General features: G+C 54.4%; 19 protein-coding genes. 4 read left to right on the top strand and 15 right to left on the bottom strand.

All coding sequences use genetic code 11. The features are described 5' to 3' along the window. Positions 1–30 precede the first annotated feature (30 nt). The 6 genes from D3H35_RS05155 to D3H35_RS05135 all read right to left on the bottom strand — a co-directional run bounded on the left by D3H35_RS05155 (position 31) and on the right by D3H35_RS05135 (position 6058). On the bottom strand, positions 31–309 hold the full coding sequence (locus D3H35_RS05155; protein ID WP_119148053.1) for a hypothetical protein: 279 nt from the start codon (positions 307–309) through the stop codon (positions 31–33). Further along, the gene (locus D3H35_RS33400; RefSeq protein WP_158593952.1) at positions 306–1760 is read right to left on the bottom strand and encodes a hypothetical protein; all 1455 of its coding nucleotides are present in this window, start codon (positions 1758–1760) and stop codon (positions 306–308) included. Before D3H35_RS33400 ends, D3H35_RS05155 begins: the two co-directional genes overlap by 4 nt. A 56-nt stretch (positions 1761–1816) precedes the next feature. Further along, a complete protein-coding gene (locus D3H35_RS05145) occupies positions 1817–2743 on the bottom strand; it encodes an ABC transporter permease (protein WP_119148052.1) in 927 nt (308 codons plus the stop codon). Further along, positions 2740–3672, bottom strand: coding sequence for an ABC transporter ATP-binding protein (locus D3H35_RS05140; protein ID WP_119148107.1), 933 nt, complete (start codon positions 3670–3672; stop codon positions 2740–2742). Before D3H35_RS05140 ends, D3H35_RS05145 begins: the two co-directional genes overlap by 4 nt. Positions 3673–3785: 113 nt before the next feature. Then, on the bottom strand, positions 3786–4019 hold the full coding sequence (locus D3H35_RS30250; protein WP_147355744.1) for a hypothetical protein: 234 nt from the start codon (positions 4017–4019) through the stop codon (positions 3786–3788). After that, positions 3992–6058 (bottom strand): DUF7408 domain-containing protein, encoded by a 2067-nt coding sequence (locus D3H35_RS05135; RefSeq protein WP_119148051.1) that lies wholly within the window; start codon positions 6056–6058, stop codon positions 3992–3994. Before D3H35_RS05135 ends, D3H35_RS30250 begins: the two co-directional genes overlap by 28 nt. Before the next feature lie 351 nt (positions 6059–6409). Here D3H35_RS05135 and D3H35_RS05130 point away from each other — a divergent pair, with 351 nt between their 5' ends. From D3H35_RS05130 to xerS, 3 genes are all read left to right on the top strand, one after another. After that, positions 6410–7480 (top strand): PdaC/SigV domain-containing protein, encoded by a 1071-nt coding sequence (locus tag D3H35_RS05130; protein WP_119148050.1) that lies wholly within the window; start codon positions 6410–6412, stop codon positions 7478–7480. 146 nt (positions 7481–7626) lie between these two features. Then, entirely contained in the window at positions 7627–9015 is a 1389-nt protein-coding gene (gene fumC, locus D3H35_RS05125) for a class II fumarate hydratase (protein WP_119148049.1), read from the top strand. Between the two features lie 120 nt (positions 9016–9135). Further along, entirely contained in the window at positions 9136–10209 is a 1074-nt protein-coding gene (xerS, locus tag D3H35_RS05120) for a tyrosine recombinase XerS (RefSeq protein ID WP_119148048.1), read from the top strand. Between the two features lie 464 nt (positions 10210–10673). On the opposite strand, the gene nrdF is transcribed toward xerS, so the two are convergent. The 7 genes from nrdF to D3H35_RS05085 form a co-directional block, all read right to left on the bottom strand. Further along, the gene (gene nrdF / locus D3H35_RS05115; RefSeq protein WP_119148047.1) at positions 10674–11642 is read right to left on the bottom strand and encodes a class 1b ribonucleoside-diphosphate reductase subunit beta; all 969 of its coding nucleotides are present in this window, start codon (positions 11640–11642) and stop codon (positions 10674–10676) included. Positions 11643–11699: 57 nt separating this feature from the next. Beyond that, positions 11700–13784, bottom strand: a complete 2085-nt coding sequence (nrdE, locus tag D3H35_RS05110) for a class 1b ribonucleoside-diphosphate reductase subunit alpha (RefSeq protein ID WP_119148046.1) — start codon at positions 13782–13784, stop codon at positions 11700–11702. Beyond that, positions 13771–14130 (bottom strand): class Ib ribonucleoside-diphosphate reductase assembly flavoprotein NrdI, encoded by a 360-nt coding sequence (nrdI, locus tag D3H35_RS05105; RefSeq protein WP_119148045.1) that lies wholly within the window; start codon positions 14128–14130, stop codon positions 13771–13773. The genes nrdE and nrdI overlap by 14 nt, the downstream gene beginning before the upstream one ends. Positions 14131–14480: 350 nt before the next feature. Beyond that, positions 14481–15473, bottom strand: coding sequence for a FecCD family ABC transporter permease (locus D3H35_RS05100; RefSeq protein ID WP_119148044.1), 993 nt, complete (start codon positions 15471–15473; stop codon positions 14481–14483). After that, complete coding sequence (locus tag D3H35_RS05095; RefSeq protein ID WP_119148043.1) at positions 15470–16489, bottom strand: FecCD family ABC transporter permease; 1020 nt, start codon at positions 16487–16489, stop codon at positions 15470–15472. Before D3H35_RS05095 ends, D3H35_RS05100 begins: the two co-directional genes overlap by 4 nt. Positions 16490–16494: 5 nt before the next feature. After that, a complete protein-coding gene (locus D3H35_RS05090; protein WP_119148042.1) occupies positions 16495–17778 on the bottom strand; it encodes a stalk domain-containing protein in 1284 nt (427 codons plus the stop codon). A 27-nt stretch (positions 17779–17805) separates the two neighbouring features. Beyond that, a complete protein-coding gene (locus tag D3H35_RS05085) occupies positions 17806–18279 on the bottom strand; it encodes a hypothetical protein (RefSeq protein ID WP_119148041.1) in 474 nt (157 codons plus the stop codon). Positions 18280–18505: 226 nt separating this feature from the next. Between D3H35_RS05085 and D3H35_RS05080 the strand changes: the two genes are divergently transcribed. Beyond that, the gene (locus D3H35_RS05080; protein ID WP_158593951.1) at positions 18506–20098 is read left to right on the top strand and encodes a helix-turn-helix domain-containing protein; all 1593 of its coding nucleotides are present in this window, start codon (positions 18506–18508) and stop codon (positions 20096–20098) included. Between the two features lie 49 nt (positions 20099–20147). On the opposite strand, the gene D3H35_RS05075 is transcribed toward D3H35_RS05080, so the two are convergent. Both D3H35_RS05075 and D3H35_RS05070 read right to left on the bottom strand, forming a co-directional pair. After that, a complete protein-coding gene (locus D3H35_RS05075) occupies positions 20148–20444 on the bottom strand; it encodes a hypothetical protein (protein ID WP_147355743.1) in 297 nt (98 codons plus the stop codon). Next, entirely contained in the window at positions 20413–21021 is a 609-nt protein-coding gene (locus tag D3H35_RS05070; RefSeq protein ID WP_119148038.1) for a DUF3990 domain-containing protein, read from the bottom strand. The genes D3H35_RS05075 and D3H35_RS05070 overlap by 32 nt, the downstream gene beginning before the upstream one ends. Positions 21022–21031 lie beyond the last annotated feature (10 nt).

Below are 21031 nucleotides of genomic sequence, written 5' to 3'. Positions count from 1 at the left end.
CGTTTTCCTCCGCGCTCCGCTTATCCGGCTCTACCGGTTCGGTTGAATTTCATCGAAGTAGTCTCTAACCTTCTGCTGCATCGACTGGGGAAGCTGGTTGCGATTAAGAGATTGCCTGGCTTCGGACGCATACGTCGAGTAGACGTCCTCATAGGATTGGGACCCTCCGTCCAGCATAGGAGATTGACCGCCCTCGGTCGCTTGACCGCCGCTCGACGGGCCGCCGTCCTTCTGAACGTTGCCCGAGCCTTGTAGCGATCTGGGCGTCGTCACGAGATTTCGTCCGCCGTTTCCGGTACCGCCGGTCAAGCCGCCGACACCTCCGCCGGCACCGCTGCCCGAGCCGGAGCCTTGACCTGAACCTTGACCTGCACCTTGACCTGAACCGCTCCCCGCGCCTGACCCCGAGCCATTGCCGCTTCCCGTTCCCGAACCTTGTCCGGAGGAGCCCGGCGAGCTTCCTTGCCCGTCGCCTGCAGCTCCGCTGCCAGCGGAACCTTCTCCGTCACTCCAAGGGTCTTCGCCCGTTTGCCCCCGGCGCCGCTCGATCCGGTCCAACCGGAAGGCTCGCCCGATAACGATCCGCCGTTAGCCATACCGGCCAGCGACTGGGCGCCGCCCTCCAACTGCCCTGCCATTTGCTCCGCCAAGGAAGCCAGCTCCTTCGCGGACATTTCGCGCGCAAGCTGCTTCTCCAGCTCAGCCAGCCCATCGGCCTCTTTCGCCGATTCGCCCTCCTTGCCGCTTTCCGCTTGTTTGGCCGCGGCCTCCCATGCTTTTTTCAGCGCCTCGGCTTTGTTCGCGCCGTCCGCTTCGCTGCCCGGCTGCGGAATCCGTTCGGCCAATTCACGCATTTTGTCCGCCAACGCCTTCCGCTCTTCCACGGTCATCGTCTTGAGCGAGCTTCTCAGATCGTCCAGCGCCTTCTTCATGCCGTCCTTATCGGAGCTCTCCACCGCTTGGCCCAGTTCTCGAAGGGAAGGCGTCGATTGCATCGGCTGCGCCAATTCCCGCAATGCCTGATCCTGTCTCTTGAGATCGGAAGCAAGCTTCTCCATTTCGCGCTTCGCATCCTCGATCTCTTTGAGCGCTTCCGCCGGATCGGATAGTCCGGCCAGCTTCTCTTTGAGCTTATCGAGAGGAACCGTTAACAGCTCTTTTGCAGCATCGTCGATATTTCGCTTGGTCAGCTCCGATTTCAATTGCTCCACCGACTGCTCCAGCTTGCCAAGCTCCCGTTGGGCAGCCGAACGAGCTTCGATGACGCCATCCTGCGGATTCGGAATGAACAGCAGAACGGCAGCGCCGATCCATAGCGCCGCCATTCCTCCGCCGAAACGCCATAGCCAGCGCTTGCCGGGACCCGGCAAATGCGTCTTCAGTCGGCTTACGTAACGATCGGCGGCGATTAGGGCATCCTCTCGCTGCATACGAACGATAGGACGATCGTCGCCCAGCATGCCCAGCGCGGTAGCGACCGCGTCACCCGTCACCGCCCTGTCCATGACTCGGGCGGCTTCCTTCGCCGTCACTCTTTTTCCAGCCTGGTTAATAAATCCCGCCAGAACGCCCATTATCGCTATTCCTAGCGCTATCCATCGGACGTACGGAATCGGATAGAGCCTCGAAGCTATCAACAATAACACGGCGAGTCCGCTTCCGGCTAACGCTCCGACAATCGTTCCGCGTAGGACGGACAAAGCGAATAGTCTCTTTTTGACAGGCTGCATCTTGATCTCCAGCTCGCTGTATCCGCCCATGTCCGATTCCTCCCGAAAATATATCTTTGCTAATATTTAATGAAGTTAATTAATGCTCAGTCAGCCGAAGTCGACCGTTTCTTCAACGCCGGACGAATTTTGCGAATGCTCAGCAGCACGGCGCCTACCGCTATTATCGTGTAGACGATCAGGAATTCTTGCCACAGCTCGATAGGAGCGTCCTTTTGGTAGTTGGCGGAAGAATAGCCAGCCCGAAACACGGAACGGGATATTTCCGAATCGAACACACTGTACAGCGCCGCGATCGGATTCAAGCCCATAATGTAACCGATCCAGCCGTAATCGGGAATATTCGCGCTTCCCCGATACGTATTATCCATAATCGAATTAAGGATCAAATAAATGAACGCCGTCCCTCCGAAGGAGAACAAAGTCACTCCGTACGTTACGATAACGGAAATCATCGTTCGCTTGAGCAATGTCGAGAACAGAATTCCCAGCGATCCGAACACGATCATGACGAACAAGTAAAACAAGAAAACCATCGTCAATTGCGAAGGCGAAATACCACCGTATAGAAATACAATACTGTAGACGGGCATCGTCGCCACGACGATCAGCACCATGAAAGCGAGCGCCGCGGCGAGCTTGCTCAGAATGATGTTGGCGGACGTCTGCTGCGTCGTCAGCAGCAAATTGAGCGTTTGCCGCTCCCGTTCGCCGCTGACGATTCCCGCGGTCAGCCCGGGAGCCATGAATGCGATGAGCCCAAGCTGCGCCATGCTGATGAACATAAACATCGTCCGACTGGCGTCAGGATTGAATCCCGATCGGCCGCCGTCCATTTGAGTAATGTACAAAAAGCCAAGCGCGCCGATGCCGATTGCGAGCAAATAGAAGAACAAGGCCCACATCGAGCGCAGCGTCCGCATTCGCAGCGTAATTTCCTTGTTCAATACCGGATTAATGAACAGCTTGCGCCAATCGAATCCGATCTCTTTCTTTACATTTTGCGCGCTCATTCGTCTCCCTCGTTTCCTCGCGTAATTTCCAGAAAGACGTCCTCGAGGTTCGTCTGCGCTTCGCTGAACGAAATGAGTCGGAACCCATGGCCGATCAAATCGTGAAGCAGCTCGGATTGTTCCTCGTCCTGACCGCCGAAATGAACATGGATGCCCTTGTCGTCCCGCAATATCCGGTTCACGTGCGGACGATTCGCCATATACTCTTCAGCTTCCGCATCGCGGCCCGCCGTTCGAATGAGCAAAATCCGCTTGACTCGCAGCCTGCTCTGAATTTCCTGAACGTTGCCGTGCGCGACCATCCGGCCGTGCTCAATGACGCCGATTTCGTCGACCATCTCCGCCAGCTCCGGAAGAATATGCGAGGAAATGATAATCGTCTTGCCCATTTCCTTCAGTTCCTTCAATATTTCCCGCATTTCGATTCTCGCTCTCGGATCGAGTCCGGATGCCGGTTCGTCAAGAATGAGCAGGTCCGGATCGTGGACAAGGCAGCGGGCGAGACAAAGCCTCTGCTTCATTCCGCGCGACAGCGTATCGACATAAGCGTCTTTTTTATCGGTCAAGTTGACGAGCTGCAGCAGCTGCGGGATGAGCTTGTTGCGCTCCGCCTTCGGAATTCCGTAGCTGGCTCCGTAGAAGTGCAAATACTCCGTCGCCTTGAATCGGTCGTACACGCCGAAGAAATCCGGCATGTAGCCGATTTTTTTCCGGACCGCTTCCGGATTTTGCGTGACGTCGATTCCGTCGACCTTCGCGATGCCCGAGGTGGGCGCAAGCAACGTCGCCAATATCGACATCGTCGTCGATTTGCCCGCTCCGTTAGGTCCGACGAAGCCGAACACGGTCCCTTTTCGAATGGTGAGATCGATCGCTTTCAGCGCATGGAACGTTCCGAATTGCTTGGACAACGCGCGAATTTCGATCATGGGCGTCTCTGCGTAGCGGCTTGCCGGAGCTCCCGCCGCCGTCATAGCCGTCGCTTCCGTCTCCGATGCCGCTTCGTGCTGCTCGTCTGTCGGCAGAGTATGACTTGCGTCCATCATGGCTTCACCTTTCCTTCCACGCCAATCGAAGGCAAGTAATAGTTCATCTGATCTTTCGATTCGATTTTGAAGCGGAGCGCTTTCGTGCCGCCCAAGTACGAGGCCGCCGGTTCCGGCAAGACGATTGTCGTCAAGCTCCCGTCGATCTCTTCCCATTGCTGCTTCATGCCGTTCCAGACGAACAGCTTCGCCTGCGAGCTTTTTAGGGGTTCATTCTGGTAAACGGACACTTTCCCGGCACCGGAATTTTCTCCGTTTGCGACTGCGGCTTGAGGGATGGCATATTCGAACTCCAGGCTGCCGTTGTACAAATCCAACCGCCCCGAGCCCGATTCGTAGCCGAAGCCTTGCATCGCCTGATTCGTAATGACCGGCTGTACCGTCCCGGCAAAATATCGCCGGAAGCATTGCCGTTCGGATCGTTAAGCTCGAACGATTGAACCCACAGCGTCAAATTATCGGATTTCGCTTTTTTGCCGTTGACTTCGAACCAACCGGTCTTGTCGTTGCTGTATCCGACGATAACCGGCTTCGTCAATGAGCCTTTGTTCGCTAATTGGTTCATGTACCCGTTCAACAAGCCGCGCTCTCTGGCGTAGCGATCCTGTCCGTTGCGGACGTTCTGCTGAAATAGCTGATTTCCGTAGTCGGAATAGAAGCTAACCTGCACAGGGCGGGTAATCGGCACAACGACTTTGCCGCTCTCCCCTTTTTTCAAATCTCCGATAGGATATACGTTCCCGGAGAGCAGCAAGGCGACACTAGTCAGATCCGCTTCCGTGTCGTTGCGCACATCCACTTCGTACGTCGCCGCTTGTTTGTTCAATGCAACGTTGAATTGCCCGTGCCCGCTTGATGCGGAGCTGTATTGCATCCATGTTTTCCGGATGGACCAGTAGGGGACGTCCTTCCATTCAACTTCCGTATTGCCCGGAAGCAAACGTATTGCTTGTTCGGTCGAATTAGTCAGGACGTTGCCCGTGCTGCCGCTTCCATCGGACTGATAAGGGAGCGCGATCGCGCCCGCGTCGAAGGTGGCCGTCACATCGCCGCCGCGAGGAACGAAAACGGCTACGGAAGCGGAGCGGACCGCTTCGCCGGTTCCGGACAGCTCCATCGTCCGCAAGCTGTGCGTTAGCGTGCTGTTCTTGTCCGAGGAACCGATTGTAAAAATGACGACGCTGCTGACGATCGACACAATCGGGATAATCCACCAAGCCCATTCTCTCCGATCGAGCTTGCGAAGCAATAAGAACAGCCCCGGCGCTACGATTAGCAAATAAGCGATAAAAAAGATCAACAGCAAGGAGTACGAAGGCGTCTTGATCGACGGAAATTGATTCAGCGCATTGCTGATCTCCCAATTTTCGTTATTTGAACCGAAGCCCGGGATGCCTGTCTGAGAGTAAGGATTTACCGAGCCGCTTAAAAAGTGCGACCAGAAAACCGGACTGCCTGTCCACGAGACGAATGGTTCAAGCGACGGATCGAAAGCGGCGTAAGCTACCTTCCCTTTTCCATAGTCTCTCTCGGCAGCTACGATAGTTCCATCGGATACCGCGGTCGCATTCCCGGCTTGCAGCTTGCCCGTCGAGACGGTTACGGGATATCCCGCAGCGAGCGGTTTGCCGTCGCCCCATTGCTCCAAGCCCTTCGTCGCATCGAGCTTGGTCGTCCCTTCCGCTGCAACGGGAACGAGATCGCCGAGCCCTTCTGCCGTCTTGGCGTAACCGGCGCCGCCGGCTACGATCAACGTGCCGCCTTGCTGAACCCATGAGCGCAAGGCGTTCTTCCGAAGATCGGTCCAGTCGGCGGTTGCCACATCGTTTAACAAAAGAATGTCGAGCCCCTCCAGCAGCTGCAGCGTATTCGGAATATCTTTTTCCGCTATCGGAACCATTTTCAAGTTATAGCCCTTTTGATTAAGAATCGGCAAGAAATTGAGCGTGTCCGGATCTCGCGCCACCACTCCGACCGTCGACATCCCAATAGATGAAGCTTCGACGTATTCTTTCCCGATTGCAACGGGAACGTCCTTGCCTGACGAGTCGGTGAAAGCGATCCGATTGTTTTGCTTGTTGTAGCTCATGCCGGGAACCGTGATCTCGATTTCGATCGGCGACCCTTTCGGAAGCTCGGCCGGCACGGCATATCTCTGATTATACCCGCCGTTAGGCAAGACAACGGTTATCGACAGCTCGCCCTTCAAATCCCGATCCGTCAAGTTCGTAACCGTCGTGCGAAGCCTGGTCCACTTGCCTTCCTTCACTACATTCGAAAAGCCGATGTCCGCGCGCAGCTCGATGCCGTCTTGCGAAGAAGCGGCGAATGCCGGAACCGACTGCTTTCCTAGCAGAACGCCAGTGCCGTTAATACCGCAAGCAAGGCAATAGTCAGCATTCGCGTCGTGCTTTTATTGGTGCGTACCACTTCTGCAGCCCCTCTCATTCCCATCATTCTCCAAAACATTCTACTAAATGGAACGTATGCAAGGTGTTAAAAGTTTCTTAAGTTTGGTTAAATAAAAACGAACGGACGCGGACTTTTTTCCAACTTTTTCGTCTTTGAATCGTCCATATCAACGAGCTTGAATAGACAGAATCATAAGGAGCGTTTACACATGAAAATTCGGCTGCGACTCGTATCTACCGCAATCGCAGGCAGCTTGCTGCTGTCCGCAATCCCTTTGGCATCCGCGCAGTCCGCAACGAGCGCGCCCGTCGCTGCTTCCGCGAAGCTCGCAGACTCTTTGAAGGCCGTTACTTTTACCTCCAAACAAATCGAGGAGAAGAACGAAGCATTCGAAGCGAAGCTTCAAATTCCGGTCGCATCCGGATTGCTGGACAAAAAATTCGAGGCCAAGCTTAACGCTTCGATCGAGGAACAAGCGATGAACGCGCTAGCCGAACTGAAGGAGCAATCGGCAACCGACAAGACGGAAGCCGAAAAAGACGGTTACGAGTTCCGTCCCTATTACCTCGACGTGAGCTATGAATTGAAATCGGACGGCGGCTCGGCAAGCAAAGGCGTGCTCTCTTTTACCGTCACGACCTATACGTATACCGGCGGCGCGCACGGTTCGGCTTTCGTCGATACGTACAACGTCAGCAACGGCGCAGCCGCCCAAACGTTGACGCTTGATAAGCTGCTTGGAGCAGGGGCCAAAGAGAAAGCGAATGCGGCCGTTCGCGAGGAGTTGCGAGCAAATCCGGACAACTATTACGCCGACTCGGTCAAGACGTTCAAGTCGATCTCCGCCGACCAAACGTTCTACGTAAGCAAAGGCATCGTTTACGTCTTGTTTCAGCAATACGATCTTGCGCCATATGCGGCGGGAATCATTGAAATACCGGTTCGCTCCGCTTTGTCGTTGAAGCCGTCCAAAGCGGGCAAAGCCGGCAGCACGGGATATTATGCGACAACGAAGGGCGTACGGATGGTTCCTCTGCGCGCGGTTGCCTCTGCCTTCGGCTATCAAGTAACCTGGAACGGCAAAGCATCGACCGTCCAGCTCGCAAGAGGCGACAAATCGACGCAAATCGTTCTTCGCAAAAACAGCTTCTCCTTGAACAAGTCTGCTCCGGTTAAGCTTTCGGCGGCGCCCTCGATGCTTCAAGGAATCGTATACGTCCCGGCCGATTTTCTATCGCGAATCCTCGAACTTAAAGTGTCCATATCGGATCAAGGATAATGACCGTATCGGAATAATGAACGATGAGCCTCTTGCCTTTCATGGTGAGCGGCTCTCTTTTTCTTTGCGCCGTCATGGATTTACCAATGATGGGATACACTTGAATTTGATGAAGCGCAGATGATATCGGGGAGGTTGACATTGCTATGGACTACCGTATCGAAAAAGATACGATCGGCGAAATTCGGGTGCCCGGCGAAAAGCTTTGGGGAGCCCAGACGCAGCGCAGCTCGGAAAATTTCCGCATCGGAACGGAGAAGATGCCTATCGAGCTTATTCGCGCCTTCGCCGTTCTGAAGCGCAGTGCTGCGACCGTTAACCGGAGCTTAGGAAAGCTGGAAATCGAGAAGGCCGAAGCTATCGAAGCCTCGGCGGACGAAGTGCTGGAGGGCAAATGGGATGACCACTTTCCTCTTGTCGTCTGGCAGACGGGCAGCGGAACGCAATCCAATATGAACGTGAACGAAGTCATCGCTCGGCTCGCCAATCAGAAGCTCGAGCGTCAAGGCCGTGCCGAACGCGTTCATGCGAACGATGACGTCAACCGGTCCCAGAGCTCGAACGATACGTTTCCAACCGCTTTGCACATGGCCGCTTTGACAGCCGTCGAGCGGCAAGTTCTGCCCGCCATAGTCGCATTGAAAGCTACGCTGGACGACAAAGCCCGTCAATTCGCAAATATTATTAAGATCGGCCGCACCCACCTTCAGGACGCTACCCCGATTACGCTAGGCCAGGAAATAAGCGGCTGGCATAGGATGCTGGAAAAATCGGAAACGATGATCCGCCTCGCCGCGGAGTCGCTGCGGGAGCTTGCAATCGGCGGAACTGCCGTCGGAACGGGCATTAACGCCCATCCGAAGTTCGGCGAGCTGGCTGCGGAAGAAATTAGTCGGCAGACCGGCCTTGCCTTCGTCTCGGCGAAGAACAAATTTCACGCGCTCACCAGCCACGATGAAATCGTGTTCGTGCACGGCGCGTTCAAAGCGCTCGCCGCCGATTTGATGAAGATTGCGAACGACGTGCGCTGGCTCGCCAGCGGTCCTCGCAGCGGGCTCGGTGAAATTACGATTCCCGCCAACGAGCCGGGCAGCTCCATTATGCCGGGCAAAGTCAATCCGACCCAATCGGAGGCGATGACGATGGTCGTCTGTCAGGTGATGGGCAACGATGCGGCTATCGGGTTCGCGGCCAGTCAAGGAAATTTCGAGCTGAACGTGTTCAAGCCGGTTATCGCTTATAACTTCCTTCAGTCGGCGCGATTGCTGGCAGACGTCATGCATTCCTTTAACGACCATTGCGCCGTAGGCATCGAACCGGACGCAGCGGTCATTAGAGGTCATCTCGAACGCTCGCTCATGCTCGTCACCGCCTTGAATCCCCACATCGGTTATGAGAACGCCGCTTCTATTGCCAAGACGGCTCACAAGGAAGGAATAACGCTTAAGGAAGCGGCGCTGCGCAGCGGCCTTCTGACGGAACAACAATTCGATTCGATCGTCCGGCCGGAAGAGATGATTCAACCAAAAGCGTAGCGGTACGAGCTGCTTCGTTCCACCAAAGCCAGCGCTCTTGCGCGAACTTCCGTTTTCGGCTTGCCACAGCCTTCCTTCCCCGTTACAGTGAGAGTAGATGCCGCGAACGAGGTGAAGGACTTGAATATCCAGAAAATCAAAGACCGCGAAGAGCTCGACAGGCATATCCCGCTCATGCCTTGGTATGTCGAGAAATTCGTCAATTTTAAGCTTCCCGACCTGTCTCCTTCCTCCTTGCTCGAATATGTGCGGGATTACGAGACTTTCTTCAAATGGCTCATGAGCGAAGCGCTGACGAAAGCCGAAAAAATGAGCGCCATCCCTCTCGAGGATTTGGAGAAGCTTCATATGGAGAGCGTAGATAACTTTCGAATGTTTCTAGCGACGAAGCGCGAATACGCCAACGGCAAAACGACGATTTCCCGGAAGCTGTCGTCTCTCCGCTCGCTGTTCCATTACTTGAGCCAAATCGCCGAGGACGACGACTTCTATCCGCTTCTGAAGCGCAATGTCATGGCCAAAGTGACGATCAAACGAACGCACAAGCCGAAGGATACCGCCGCCAAGCTCGAAGGCAAGCTGCTTCAGGAGCAGGAGATTCTCGAGTTCATCGCCTATATCAAACAAGATTACGGTCATGACGTAGCGACGAACAAGCAAGCGTTGTATTCCCATGAGCTCAACCGCATTCGGGATTGCTGCATCGTCAGCCTCGTGCTGAACTCCGGACTTCGCGTATCCGAGCTCGTGAATTTGAATACGGACGACCTGGACATGAAAAAGCAGCTGTTGTACGTTTACCGCAAAGGTAAAAACGACGATGCGTTCAAGACGCCGGTCTATTTCCGCAACGACGCCATTGAGGACCTTCTCCTTTATATGGGGCAGCGAGACACCCGCTACAAAGCGCCCAAACGCGAAAAAGCCCTCTTCCTCGCCATAGCCAACGGCAAGAAAGAAGGCTCCCGCATGACGAAACGGGCGATTCAGGAGATGGTTATCAAGTACGCCAAGCGGTTCGGCAAGCCGTACCTATCCGTTCATAAGCTGCGCCATTCGTTCGCGACCGACTACTACTTGCGCAACGATCTGTACAAAACGCAGGAGCAGCTCGGCCACGCCTCTCCGGAGACGACGCAAATTTACGCCCATCTGACCGACAAGACGATGGCGGAAGCGATAGATAAGCGCTAACGTTTAACGTTAGCGCTTTGCCCCGGCGGTTGTCCGTCGGACTCCCTTTTTACTTTTTCGCTCGGCTTTCGTCGCTTTGCCCTCCCCCCTTTACGAAACAGACTTCCCAGCAGCCTCTAAGGTTCCCGGATTGTGTCGAGATTTTTTTGCTCATCCCGTCCCACGAAGCTATTCACTTCCTTCAAACGGTGCCATTATCCCATCTACTCAGAAACTCACTGTTTCGCGCTTTTCTGTACCACCATCCCTCTGACTCAGAATACTCGCTGCTGCACGCTTTTCTGTACCATTATCCCTTCCACTCAGAATTACTCCATAAAGCTAAAGTTCTGAGACAAAGGGATAATGGCACCACTTTGAAAATAGGTTGTCTTTTCTGATCCGAGGGGATAATGGTACAAAAACAAAATAGGCATACAAAAACCGCGAGCCCTTCGGCACCGCGGTTTCTGCATCGCAATCATTTATTCGAAATCAAAGACAAAATCTTTATCCGTCAAAGGCTCGACGTTCAACGTCCGAATGTAGCCGTTCCCCTTCTTCGAGAAGAAGTCATGCTGCTTCGTACGCGTGCTGATACCGTTGAAGACGATCGGGTTAACTTCTTCCTCCGGGTACTGAGGATCCAGCCCAAGGTTCATGAAAGCTTTGTTCGCGTTGTAACGAACGAATTTCTTCACCTCGTCCGCCAGACCGACATCGGAATAAAGCGAATCGGTATAGCCCTCTTCGTTCTGATTCAGGAACTGAAGCAATCCGCACAGCGTCTCATATGCGTCTTGGCGCTCGTCGTCGCTAAGTTCTGCGTACACCTCTTGAGCCAGCACGCCCACGTACAAGCCGTGTATGCTCTCGTCGCGAAGGATGAGGTCGATGATCTCGCCGCTGCTCGTCATTTTTCCTTGTCCGGCCAAGTACAACGGATAGAAGAATCCGCTGTAGAACAAGTAGCTTTCCAGAAGAACGGACGCGGCCATTGCCAAGTAAAGATCCTTCTTCGTCTCGATCCGACGGTAATATTGCGCGATCGTATCCGCCTTCGTCTGCAAATACTCGTTTTGCTCGACCCAGCGGAACACGCCGTCGATTTCCTCGGTCGTCGCGAGTGTCGTGAAAATGCTGCTGTACGACTTGGCATGAATTTGCTCCATCATGCCCATGAAGCCGAGCACCGCCTTGCGCTGCAAGCCGTCTACGTGCTCGAGAATTTTCGGCATGCCGATTCCGCCCTGCACCGTATCGAGCAGCGTCAATCCGCCGAGCACTTTCATGTACAGATCGCGCTCGGTATCGCTTAACGTCATCCAGGACATTTTGTCGTCGGACAACGGAATCTCTTCATCCGTCCAGAACTGCATAATATTTTGGTTCCAGAACGTAATCGTGAAATCGTCGTCCGGCCGATTCCAGTTGACGGCTTTCATGACGGCCATTGCGCCAGTCTCCTCTCTATTGCCGAGGGGCCGGAAAAGCTGCCGCCGCGTCGGTCGTTAGATCGCGCAGCTAATGCATTCTTCCACGGACAGTCGGTTCGTGCGGGTATAATAAAGGGATTTGAGTCCTTTTTTGGCTGCATAAATGTAGTACCGCGCCAAATCTCGCGTAGTAACGTCACTGTTGACGTGCAAAACCGTCGAAATTCCTTGATCGATATGCGGCACGATTTCGGCGATCAAATCGATGACCTTGAATTGGTTCATCTGGTAAGCCGATTTGTAGAAAAAGAAATTGTCGCGGCTCAGGAACGGCATCGGATAATACGTAGTCGAATTGGCGTACGTACGCGTCTCGATCGGTTCGACGATCGGCATGACGCTGCTCGTTGCGTTCTGAACGTAAGAGATGCTTTGCGTCGGAGCGATAGCCAAACGATAAGCGTGATACAAGCCATGGCTTTGAACGTCCAGCTTCAAGCTTGCCCAATCCATCGGAGACGGAACGTCGATCCCAGCGAACAGCTCCTTCGCGCGCGCTGTCGTCGGACGATAGTCTGTCGTCGTATAACGATCGAAGTAAGTACCTTTCGCATACTCAGAGCGCTCGAAGCCTTGGAAAGTGACGCCGCGGTCGCGAGCGATTTCCATGCTCTTCTCAAGCGAATGGAAGTTCATCATCATGAAGAACGTACGCACGAAATCTTTCGCTTCGTCGCTCTCGAAGGCAATCTTGTTTTTCGCGAAAAAGCCGTGAAGATTCATCGCACCGAGACCTACCGAATGCAGCTCGGAGTTCGCTTTCGCGACACCCGGAGCGTTGGCTACCGTCGTCATGTCGCTGACGGAGGTGAGGCCGACGATGCCTTCGTGAACCGATTCGCGAATTTTTTTCAATTCCATGACGTTCGCGATGTTAAGCGAAGCCAGGTTGCAGCTAATATCGCGGCGAATGACGTCCGGTTGACCGTAATCGCCGATGTCCGAAGTCTCCTGCAGTTGGAAAATTTCCGTGCACAGGTTCGACATCTTGATCGTGCCAAGCTCCTTCAGAGCGTGCTCGCGGTTCGCGTTCGTGCGGTTCATAATATAAGGATAGCCGGACTCGAGCTGAATCGTCGCAATCTTCACAAGCATGTCGCGAGCGCTCATGACGACTTTCTTTTTGACTCGATCGTCGGCCATCAGCTTGTCGTACATGTCGTCCATGTCCATGTCGTCCATGTGAACGCCGTAAGCTTTGTATACGGAATACGGAGCGAACACGTTAAGCGGCTCGTTGCGTTCCGCCAATTGGTAGAACACGTTGGGAACGATAAGCCCGATGGACAGCGTTTTGATGCGCGTTTTTTCGTCCGCGTTGATCTTTTTGCTGTCGAGGAACTCCATGATGTCCCATCCGAAAATATTGTAATAGCCTGCGCCGGACCCTTTGCGCTGCCCCATCTGATCCGCGTAGGAGAACGCGTCCTCCATCAGCTTCAGAACCGGCATAATGCCTTTGGCCGCACCCTCCACGCCCTTGATCGGCTCGCCGCGTCCGCGAAGCTTGGACAGGTTGACGGCTACGCCGCCGCCGATTTTGGACAATTGCATGCAAGTGCCCAGAACGTGGTTGATCGAATTGAGCGCGTCGTCCATTTCCAAGAGGAAACAGGATACCATTTCGCCCCGCCGGCTTTTGCCTGCGTTCAGGAACGTCGGAGTTGCCGGTTGAAGCCGTTGCTCCATCATCGACGATGCGAGCGCGCGCGCCGCCGTCACATCCCCTTTGGCCAGATGAAGCGCAACAATGGCCACGCGGTCGGCGTAATGCTCCAGGAACAGCTTCTTGTCATCGGTTTTAACGGCGTAATCCGTATAAAATTTAGAAGCGGCCATGTAGGACTGGAACTTGAAGTCATATCCGTGGGTAATGGCGTAAATAGCTTCAACATCGGACTCGGAATAAAACTCATATACGTTCTCGTAGAAGTTCTCGTCGATCATGTACCGGACTTTCTCGGCCGTGCTTCCGAACGTACGGCTCTTGCGATAAACGTCCGCCATGAACGCTTCGACCGCTTCGCGGTCTTTATCCAATTGGAAGAAACCTTCCGAATCGCGCTGCATGAGCAAGTTATTAAGTTCAATATGCCGCAACTGCTCCTACCTCCTTCACGAATCTTTCCACGTCTTTCGTCGTGCCGGACAGCTCGAACTTGCAAATGACCGGAACGCCGTATTTCTCGGAGATGCGATCCGCGCTCCGCGCGAAGCCTTCGCCCCAATTGCGATTCCCGCTTGCGGACACGCCCATGAGCTTGCCGTGGTTGCGCTCCAGGAAGTGGAGCACCTTATCGGGCGCTTGCCCGAAACCGGTCGTATACGTAACGAGCACGAACGGCTCGTTAACAGTCATACTCTCGTCGATTTGAACGGAAGGCAAGTTAAGCTTGTTCACGAAGCGTCGTACGTTGCCCGTCTTGGAATCGTAAGCGATTAACATCCTCGCGGTCGCTCCTCTCTTTATATCGCGCAAATCCGAAGGCGCCGTGTTTCGACATCGGCGGCCTGTATCAACCATATGTAGAACTCTTAAATAAATTTAAGTCAAGATATAGTGGTTGTCAAGGCAGAAAATGGCTTGGACATTCGACAAAAGAGGCGCTTTTGCAATCGTCAAAACGTCCTATTGACAGCGTCCGGCCCGCATCAGGATGCGCTTTTCCGGCGCCATGACACCCCAAAATTCGGGCCGATCACGAAAATAATTTGTGTTGAATTAACGACATTAAAAAGCCCGCTGCGGAAGCGGGCGGTCTATATCTAGTGGTTGATGACATTTTGAGACCCTTTTTATCGTATATTTCGCGTTCGGAACAACAAGTAAATAAAAAAAGGCGCTCCTACCCCCGAGGTGAAAACGCCAACAGGGATATCCAAAGGGAGAAACAGCGTTCTTGCGGCCAGATCCGCCGTTACGACGATGATTCCGCCAAGGAGAGCGGACACCGGTATGGCGCGCGACGAGAGCGGCCCGACGAGCTTGCGCGCCACATGCGGGGCCAGCAGCCCGACGAAGCCGATGACGCCTCCCATTGAAACCGCCGAGCCCGCCAGCGCGACGCTTAATGCGACTACCGACAGGCGGCTCCGCTCCACGGCGTTGCCTATTCCCGTAGCCAGCTCGTCGCCCAGCATAAGCGCGTTCAATCTTCTGCCGTTCATAATAGCGAGCGAGAGAAAAACGACCGTCCACGGCAGCAGCGTCGACACATGCTTCCACGACGAGCCGTATACGGTGCCGGTAAGCCAAATATAAGCCTCCGTTGCCGTATGCATAGGACTGAATACGACCAGCATTGTCGTCATAGCGGACATGAAGGCTCCGACTCCGATACCGACAAGAATAAGCCGTGTCGGAGATAGGGTTCCTCCCTTCCGCGCCAGCGCAAGAACGAGCGCAGAGACGACGGCGGCTCCCGCCATAGTGACGGCCGGAAGCCATGCGATGCTTAACGTCGCAGGCCTCAGGACGACGAAGGCAACGGCGGCGACTGACGCGCCTCCCGTTACACCGATCAGATCCGGAGCCGCCAGCGGATTGCGAAACGCCCCCTGCAGCAAAGTCCCCGCTGCCGCAAGCGAAGCTCCGACCAGCAGCGCGACGACCGTTCTCGGCAATCGGAGCGTCCGGACGAGCAGCCCCTCTTCGATCGTCCCTTTGCCTATCACCGCCTCCATTGCTCGGATCGGGCTTACGAATGCATCGCCGAACGTTAGACTCGCCATTATAGCTAACGCCAGCATTCCTCCTAATAGCAAACACCAGCGAATCGTCGTAGTCATGCTTTCACGCCTCCCTTTCTCGCGATATAGATGAAGAAAGGTGTTCCGATTACCGCCGTCATAACGCCGACGGGCACTTCCTCCGGCATGATGATAAACCGGGCGGCGAGATCCGCCGACAGCAGCAGCGCAGCGCCGAGAATGGCGCAATACGGAATGCTCCACCGGTAGTCCGTTCCGGCGAAAAACCTGGCAATGCAAGGAATGACAATTCCGATAAAGCCGATAGGACCGGCAACGGCAACCGCGCTCCCCGCAAGCAATACGACAATGGCTCCGGCCGCGAGCTTGACCGCCGTCGTTCGCTGCCCGAGTCCTTTGGCCGTCTCTTCTCCCGAAGCGAGAATGTTAAGATGTCTGGCTAACAGCAATGAGCCGAGCCATCCTGCCGTCATGTAAGGAATGACGGCGGTCAGAAGCTCGATCGGACGTCCGGCCACGGATCCGGCAAGCCAGAACAAGACATCTTGAAGACCGCTCTCGTTGCCCGCGAGCAGCCCTTGCGTGAAGGACATGAACAGCGCCGACATCGCGGCTCCGGCCATTACGATCTTAAGCGGAGATAATCCTCCCCTGCCCATAGCCCCCATCGTATAGACGGATGCCGCACCGAAGGCCGCTCCCGCGAACGAAATCCAGACGAGCGCTCCTTGCTGCCCGACATGAAGGACGGTAATAGCGAATACGACAGCGAAGGAAGCTCCCCCGTTAATTCCGAGTATGGACGGAGAAGCGAGCGGATTTCTAGTCACGGCTTGCATGACCGACCCCGCCACGGCAAGGCTTGCTCCGATGGACGCGGCCATTAGCGCTCGCGGAATGCGGGTCGTGCGTACGACGATTTGCTCGTTCACGGATTCGTCGTAACGAACGATTGACGATATAGCATCGTCCCATCCGGTCGGCGTCGCCCCGTAAACGATGCTGCAGCAGAATATAAGCAACAAGAGGAGGCTTCCCAAGAGAAGCCCCGCCCATTTAATCGATAGCCATGAAGTTGTTTTTTTCTCTATCATTCGTATTAGTCCAGATCGAAGTAGAAATACAGATCGTCAAGCAATTCTTTGGCCGCCATCGCTCCGCCGGACATGTTCCAGGTGACGACGTTTACTTTGTAGTACTTTTTGTTTTTGACGGCGCCGAGATTTTTCCACAGCGGGCTAGCGAGCCAAGTCGATTGGTTTTTCGTGATGCTTCCGTCCTCCGTCCAATCCGTCGTGAAGTCGAAAATAACGTCTCCGTCCAGCATCGATACTTGCTCGAGAGTTTCGACCGTTATGAACTCCTTGCCTGTCGCAACCTGCTGCTTAGGGAACGAGAAGCCGAGCTCCTTGAAGATGTTGTAAGCGAAGCCCGCTTGGTAAGCGCGAGCGGTCGTGCCGCCGTTGAACCGGATAAGCGATACTTCGGTGTTTTTCGCGCGGGAACCGATTTTTTGCTTGAAATCGGCTACGCGATCTTTCCAATCGGCCAGAAAAGCGTCCGCAATCGTTTCTTTATTGTAGATTCTGGATGCGATCTTCAGGTTGTCCTGCCAATTGGCAAGCTTTTCCGTCATGATCGTCGGAGCGATTTTGTTCAACTGGTCGTAAATTTTCTCATGTCTTTCTTTGGTCGTAATAATAATGTCGGGCTTCAGGCTGACGATAGCCTCCAGGTTCGGCTGCGTCTCGTCGCCGAGAACCGTTACGCCGGTCATGGAGCTGCGCAAGTAATAGTAGAAAGGCTGCTGCACATAAGATTCGACCGCGCCTACCGGCTTCACTCCGAGCAGCACGGAAATGTCGACCATGCCGTTGAAGAGGACAACGACTCGCTCCGGCACGTGATCCAGCTTCGTTGTGCCCATGGCATGGGCGATCGTTCTCGTGCTTTCCAGATTTGCTGTCGAAGCAGCCGCGTTCCACGTTACCCATAAGCCGAGAGATTCGCCCACAAAGCGCAGCGGCACAAGCGTCGTTCCGCTCTTCGTCACGGGAGCCGCGTCAAGCGTCACCGATTTGCCGTTGATCTTAGCCGTCTTGCTGCCGATCGTAAGCTCAATTGTCTTGCTTCCTTTGACGATCGTCGCTTTTTTGGCCGCTTCGTTCCACTTGACGGTTGCTTTTAATTTTTCGGCAAGCGCTCGGTAAGGCACGAAGGTGCGTCCGCCGATAGATTGAGGAGCGACACCGAATTCGACCGTTTTGCCGTCGAGCTTAACGGTAATGGGAGATTTCGCCGCTGCGACGGATAGAGGCACTATGGAAAAAACGAGCGCAATTGCGAGAAAAAGACCGAATAGTCGTTTCGTTGAGAAATTCATAAATGGGGCACCTTGCCTTTTCGTATGTTATTGGACCTGCAATTGTTTCCTGGCATCGCGAATTTGTTGGTAGAGCGAATAGGACTGCTCGATTAACGCATCCCTATCCGGCTTGTCGGAGCGAGCTTGTTCCGCAAGCTTTGCCAGCAAGTCGTTAACCGACTCGAACAGCTGAGGATTGCCGCTTTTTACTTCCGTTCCGATCTTGACCCACACCCCGGACATTTGGCCTGTCAGTTCCGTCAGCGAGCCGGCATCGTCCGACTCGACGGATTGCTTGAACGATTTAACCATGTCGTTCAGGAGAGCGAGTCCCGACTGAAGATCGGCTACCTCTACACTGGGGGCGTCCGCGAACGGATCCGCCTTCGCTGCGCTTTCTCCCGCCTTGGAAGCCGTTTCCGCTTTGTTGCCGTCCTCAGAGGAGCATCCGACCAACAACGCGGCTATTAGAAGAAGCATCGCGGATACCGACGCTCGCTGGTGCATTCCCTTCTTCAATCCCGATCCTCCGTCTCTTCTCTATATAGTGATAATCATTATCAATAACATTCTAAACGTCGGCAATGCCTGTAGCTATACACGAAATTGTCCGATTCGCATGGACAATATGTGCATAGTTTTCGGTTGCGAGCAAATGGATTTTTTTGATAAGATTAGCGTGATAATAATTCTCAATAGACTGTATCAAAGGTGCCTCCACCTTAAAAGAAGGGATGCTCCGCTTTTGAATACGACCTTTCGGACTTTTCACCGCGTGCCGATCAGCCTGAAATCTCATCGGTACTCCCCCGGCTCCCGCCTGAAGCCGGCCATGCTGCGTTCCGCATCCTTGCTCTACGTAACCGGGGGACGCGGCCGCTTGCTCGTCGACGGCAACGCACATTCGCTTCGCCCGGATTTATGCGTCAAGCTTGGAGCTCCTGCGACAATCGAGCTCGAAGCAGACGACAAATCGGAGCTTTGCATCGATTTCGTTCAATACCGAACGATGTCTATTCAATGCGACGGCGAGCGGCTTCAAGCCGCATGGCTTGAGCGCGAGGCCGACGGCTTCGCCGCGCCGTTGCGCTCCCCTTCCCATATGACCGCGCTGCTCTCGAAGCTTCGCACGGCCATGAAGGATCGTTCTCAAGAGCCTTCCGATCGCAAGCAGGCGGTGTTATGCGAAATGTTGGATTGGGTAAACGAGCATGAGGAAAGCCGTGATGCCGTCTCCGAGTCGCTTCAGCGAACAATCGATTATATGAACGATCATTTTGCCGAATCGATACCGCTGGCCGCACTCGCGGGAATGGCCGGATTGACGCCAAGCTCCTACTGCCGGGCGTTCAAGCAAGCCATGGGAATGACTCCGGGAACCTATTTGACCCAAATACGGTTGGATCTCGCCAAGACGATGTTGGCCGAGCCCCGTTCGAAGCTTAAGGAAGTCGCGGAATGGATCGGATTTCAGGACGAGCTCTATTTCAGCCGATTGTTCAAAAAGTGGGAAGGCATTCCTCCCACCGTTTATATGAAGAAATACGAAAAAAAGATCGCCGTCGTAAGCGGTCACCTGCTCCAAGACCATCTGCTGTCGCTCGGCGTCAAGCCGTCCGCCGCTTCCGGTTTTCCTACTTTTTACCGCAACGCTTCGGGCTTTCCTTCCTATTTGCAGGATAGGCTGGCGGCCACAATGCCGATCAATTCCGAGAAAACGGTGTCTTCCCGCGATATTCTCCGGCTGTCTCCGGATTTGATTCTGAAAACCGAATTTCCCGATAATCCGAACGACGTCGAATGGCTGGGAGCGAACAATACCGTCATTATCGACGCGCACAATAGCTGGGACCGTTATTTGATGGACGTCGCGGTAAGCATCGGCAAGGAACCTGAAGCCGAAAAGGTTGTCCGAGACGTCAAAAAAACAGAGAAATGGGGGCGCAAGCGGCTGGAGTCGATTGCAAAGGATGGCAAATGGACGATCGTCCGGCTTCTGGCCGGAGATTGTCGAATGTACGGGCGGTCGGGACATGCGCTATCCGACCTGTTCTATCGCGATCTGGGCTTCCGTCCGGACGACGGATTGGAGTTTGTCTCTTACGCAGGAAACGCTCTGGAGCGGCTCGCCGCCTTGGATCCGAGCAATCTGCTGCTCATCTGGAGCGAACCCGCCGACATCGCTTCTTTCTCCGAGCAGCCGCTTTGGCAGCGATTGAAGGCGGTAAGGGAAAAGAAGGTTTTTTGCCCGGACAGCAAACAATGGGACCCTTGGGGTCCCATCGGAAGACAATATATGATTCGCGAAATGACGAAATATTTTCGATCGATCGGCTGACAGTGATGAAGGGAATAAAAAGTCCGTTAGGCGTCGGCCGAAGAGCCTGTTATCTGACGTTCGCGAAAATGGTGCCCTTCTCGTGCGGCAGGCCCTTGTCGTATGCGCGCTCGCGTTCGCTTGCGGCCAGCCGCTCCAGCCATGCTTCCGGAGAATAGCTCTTGGCATCGGCTTCCGCAAGCCTTTCCGCCTGATCGCGGCTGTTGTCATAGGCTCCGAGCTTGCGGATCACCTGTATGTATCTGACGACAAGAGCGCGGGCGTCGCCGGCGGAATATCCGAATTCGCTCGACAGCAGTTCAACGATGCTTCGCTCATAGAGATTCAATCTGACTCGCGTTTTCATGATAGATCCACCTTCCTCCCGCGAATATAGAATAGCCGACAAGCCGAAGGGACGATTCCCATCGCTCCGACGAAAAAACAACCTGATTGCCCAATCGGAGCGAATCCAGTCGTCTGCCCTTCCCGGTGCGAGTAATCTGATCGTAGAACCAATCGGCATCTTTCTTTAATTGTACCGCTTGCAGCACGATTTTGCCAGTGTCGTTGTCCGCCATCGGACCAATAACAATATCCGGATGCTTATCGCAAGGATCTTCTCCCTTGATCGCGATCGTACGATGATCGAAAATGAACTGCGACCATGCCGGCGATTCGGACAAAAAAACGCGAGGCTCGTATTTTTTCGGCATCGACGTCAGTTCGACGGTCAGAACGCAAGGCTTGGCGGGCTCTACGGATCGATCCACCGAACGATGCGCCCATTTGCGAGCTTGAGCGGCGGATATCGTCGTATAGAAGCCTTCTCCGAAATCTCTGCCCGGCTTCCAATACTTGCTGTTAAGCAGCTTGGACTGAAAGCCGGCGACGACCGTATCCGTCGTACCGTGATAAAGCAGCTGCGGAGTCATAATTTCCATATTCGCGGCT

The sequence above is a fragment of the Cohnella faecalis genome (genome assembly GCF_003570905.1).
Classification (GTDB): domain Bacteria; phylum Bacillota; class Bacilli; order Paenibacillales; family Paenibacillaceae; genus Cohnella; species Cohnella faecalis.
This window is presented reverse-complemented; position numbering and strand designations above follow the sequence as displayed.

What these genes read in the sequence shown, in the direction of transcription:
- D3H35_RS33400 (WP_158593952.1), bottom strand. Translation starts at nt 1,760, where the DNA reads ATGGGCGGATACAGCGAGCTGGAGATCAAGATGCAGCCTGTCAAAAAG.
- D3H35_RS05145 (WP_119148052.1), bottom strand. Translation starts at nt 2,743, where the DNA reads ATGAGCGCGCAAAATGTAAAGAAAGAGATCGGATTCGATTGGCGCAAG.
- D3H35_RS05140 (WP_119148107.1), bottom strand. Translation starts at nt 3,672, where the DNA reads ATGATCGAAATTCGCGCGTTGTCCAAGCAATTCGGAACGTTCCATGCG.
- D3H35_RS05130 (WP_119148050.1), top strand. Translation starts at nt 6,410, where the DNA reads ATGAAAATTCGGCTGCGACTCGTATCTACCGCAATCGCAGGCAGCTTG.
- fumC (WP_119148049.1), top strand. Translation starts at nt 7,627, where the DNA reads ATGGACTACCGTATCGAAAAAGATACGATCGGCGAAATTCGGGTGCCC.
- nrdF (WP_119148047.1), bottom strand. Translation starts at nt 11,642, where the DNA reads ATGGCCGTCATGAAAGCCGTCAACTGGAATCGGCCGGACGACGATTTC.
- nrdI (WP_119148045.1), bottom strand. Translation starts at nt 14,130, where the DNA reads ATGTTAATCGCTTACGATTCCAAGACGGGCAACGTACGACGCTTCGTG.
- D3H35_RS05100 (WP_119148044.1), bottom strand. Translation starts at nt 15,473, where the DNA reads ATGACTACGACGATTCGCTGGTGTTTGCTATTAGGAGGAATGCTGGCG.
- D3H35_RS05095 (WP_119148043.1), bottom strand. Translation starts at nt 16,489, where the DNA reads ATGATAGAGAAAAAAACAACTTCATGGCTATCGATTAAATGGGCGGGG.
- D3H35_RS05090 (WP_119148042.1), bottom strand. Translation starts at nt 17,778, where the DNA reads ATGAATTTCTCAACGAAACGACTATTCGGTCTTTTTCTCGCAATTGCG.
- D3H35_RS05075 (WP_147355743.1), bottom strand. Translation starts at nt 20,444, where the DNA reads ATGAAAACGCGAGTCAGATTGAATCTCTATGAGCGAAGCATCGTTGAA.
- D3H35_RS05070 (WP_119148038.1), bottom strand. Translation starts at nt 21,021, where the DNA reads ATGGAAATTATGACTCCGCAGCTGCTTTATCACGGTACGACGGATACG.